Here is a 2,654-nt window from a genome sequence, read left to right as displayed (position 1 = left end):
GTGCCGGGCCCGGCGGGCGAGCGACAGGTAGGCGCCGGCGGCGGCCGGCAGGACGAGCGCGGGCAGCAGCCACTCCAGGACGTCGCCGCCCGCGGTGTGCTCGTGCGCGGGCATGCCGTGGACCATCAGGCTCGCCGGCCTTCGGAACGGCCGGCGGGGGCGTCGGGGGCGAAGGGCCGGCCGCCGCGCTGGAGCAGATAGCCGCCGGCCAGGGACAGCACGCCCAGGAGGAGGAAGCCGACGTCCCACCAGACCTGGCCCTCTCCGGCGCGGACGTGGTGGATGCCGAGGACGTGGTGGTCCAGGACGCCCTCGACGAGGTTGAACAGGCCCCAGCCGACGAACATCCAGCCCCACAGCACGCGGGAGGTCCACACCCGCCGCCGGTCGTGGGTGACCCGCGAGTACAGGATGGCCAGCCCGAGCAGCACCGACAGCCAGCACACGGTGTGGAAGACGCCGTCCCACACGGTGTTCATCTCCAGGCCGGAGACCGTGCCGGGGTCGTAGTACCTCACACCGACGCGGTCCCGGTCGGTGCTGCTGAGCATGTGGTGCCACCGCAGCAGCTGATGCAACAGGATGCCGTCGACGAACCCGCCCATCCCCACACCGAGCACGATGCCCGGCAGCCGGATGCTCGCCGGCCGCGACACGTCGGACCGGGCCTCACCCGATGTGGTGGCCATCCCTCACCTCCGCCCCCGCACCTGGGTGCGCCGGGAACACTTCCAGGAGCAGGTTCCCCCTCCACGGCACCCGGTTCGCGTCGATGTGCTCCGTCCGGCCCTGTCACCGTCCGCGGGACGCCGGCCCGGAGCGGACCGGTCCCGGCGGTGAGAGACCGCGTGCGCTCCGCGGCTCACCGGGGCCGGCCACGGGACAGGACGACCGCGCGGGTCATGCCGTCGCTCCCGGTGGGCCGGGGCGGTGCCGGGGGACTAGTGACGGAGGCCCTTCGCCGGGCGGGTGCGGCCGGGACGGCGCGCCCGCCCGTGCGCGCTCATGCCTTTGGCGGCGGCCTGCGCGATGTTGCGGGCCATGCCGCCGAAGACGACGGCGTGGAACGGCGAGACGCTCCACCAGTAGGCGTGGCCCAGCAGTCCGCGTGGATGGAACAGGGCACGCTGGCGGTACCGCGTGCGGCCGTCGGCGTCCGTCTCGACGTACATCTCCAGCCAGGCGAGTCCGGGCAGCCGCATCTCGGCACGCAGCCGCAGCAGACGGCCCGGCTCGATCTCCTCGACGCGCCAGAAGTCCAGCGAGTCACCGACCCGCAGACGCTCGGCGTCCCGCCGTCCGCGGCGCAGGCCGACCCCGCCGACGAACCGGTCCAGCCAGCCCCGGACCGCCCAGGCGAGCGGGAAGGAGTACCAGCCGTTGTCGCCGCCGATGCCCTCGACGACCTTCCACAGCGACGAGGGGGCTGCGTCGACCGGCAGTTCCCGTTCGTCCCGGTAGAGGCTGCCGCCGGCCCAGTCGGGGTCGGTGGGCAGCGGGTCGCTGGGGGCGCCGGGCACGGCCGCGGACGACCAGCGGGTGGCCACCTGGGCGTCCCGGACCTTGCGCAGCGCCAGGGCCAGCGCCTCGTCGAAGGGCAGCGGCAGGCCCGGAGGGTCGGGCACGTAACGGGCGATGTCGTGCTCCCGGCAGACGACCTCGTGGCGCAGCGACTCGGTCAGCGGCCGGGCGATGGCGGCGGGTACCGGGGTGACCAGACCCACCCAGTGGCTCGAGAGCCCCGGGGTGAGGACCGGCACCGGCACGACGATCCGCCGCCGCAGCCCGGCGACCGCGGCGTAACGGCGCATCATCTCCCGGTAGGTCAGCACGTCCGGCCCGCCGATGTCGAAGGCCCGGTCGACGTCGGAGGGCATGGTGGCCGAGCCGACGAGGTAGCGCAGCACGTCGCGGATCCCGATCGGCTGGACGCGGGTGTGCACCCAGCTGGGGGTCACCATCACGGGCAGGCGCTCGGTCAGGTAGCGCAGCATCTCGAACGAGGCCGACCCCGAGCCGATGACGACCGCCGCCCGGAGCACCGTGGCGGGCACCGGAGCGTCCAGGAAGACGTGCCCGACCTCGGCCCTGGAGCGCAGGTGCGGGGAGAGGGAACGCTCGGGTACGCCCGCCGGGGTGAGTCCGCCGAGGTAGACGATCCGCCGTACCCCGGCGGCGTGCGCCCGCTCGGCGAAGACCCGGGCGGCGCGGCGGTCGGTGTCCTCGAAACCGGAGCCGGTTCCCAGGGCGTGCACCAGGTAGTAGGCGACGTCGACCCCGCGCATGGCCCCGGCGACGGAGTCGGCGTCCGTGACGTCACCGCGGACGGTCTCGACGTCCTGGGCCCAGGGGTGGTCGCGGAGCTTGCCGGGGGAGCGGGCCAGGCACCGGACCCGGTGACCGGCCCGCAGCAGTTCGGGCACCAGACGTCCGCCGACGTATCCGGAGGCCCCGGTGACCAGGCAGCGCAGCCGCTCGCCGTTCCGCTGTCCGTACGTGTCCGCCACGAGTGCTCCTCCGAGGTGTGCGGTACGACTTCCCTCTTGCTCCGATCATGAGCGCAGCGGCCACGGCGCGCACGGGCGCCTCCCGCCGGAGCCGCCGGGCGGCCACGGCGGAAGGGGGGCCGAGCCGGGCGGACGCCGCCGTCGGCC

The 2,654-nt window shown here is 74.7% G+C and carries 2 protein-coding genes; both read right to left on the bottom strand.

The window, feature by feature from the left end; genetic code table 11:
- Positions 1-125: 125 nt before the first annotated feature.
- Positions 126-689 carry a DUF2243 domain-containing protein gene (locus B7767_RS36010; RefSeq protein ID WP_085575713.1) on the bottom strand — a complete coding sequence of 188 codons (564 nt, stop codon included), beginning with the start codon at positions 687-689 and terminating at the stop codon, positions 126-128.
- Between the two features lie 252 nt (positions 690-941).
- Positions 942-2,507: an SDR family oxidoreductase gene (locus tag B7767_RS36005; protein WP_085575712.1), complete on the bottom strand. Its 1,566-nt coding sequence runs from the start codon at positions 2,505-2,507 to the stop codon at positions 942-944.
- Positions 2,508-2,654 lie beyond the last annotated feature (147 nt).

This window comes from Streptomyces sp. 13-12-16, from assembly GCF_002114215.1.
Classification (GTDB): domain Bacteria; phylum Actinomycetota; class Actinomycetes; order Streptomycetales; family Streptomycetaceae; genus Streptomyces.
This window is presented reverse-complemented; position numbering and strand designations above follow the sequence as displayed.

Coding starts and splice junctions, on each gene's coding strand:
- B7767_RS36010 (WP_085575713.1), bottom strand. CDS start 689: ATGGCCACCACATCGGGTGAGGCCCGGTCCGACGTGTCGCGGCCGGCG.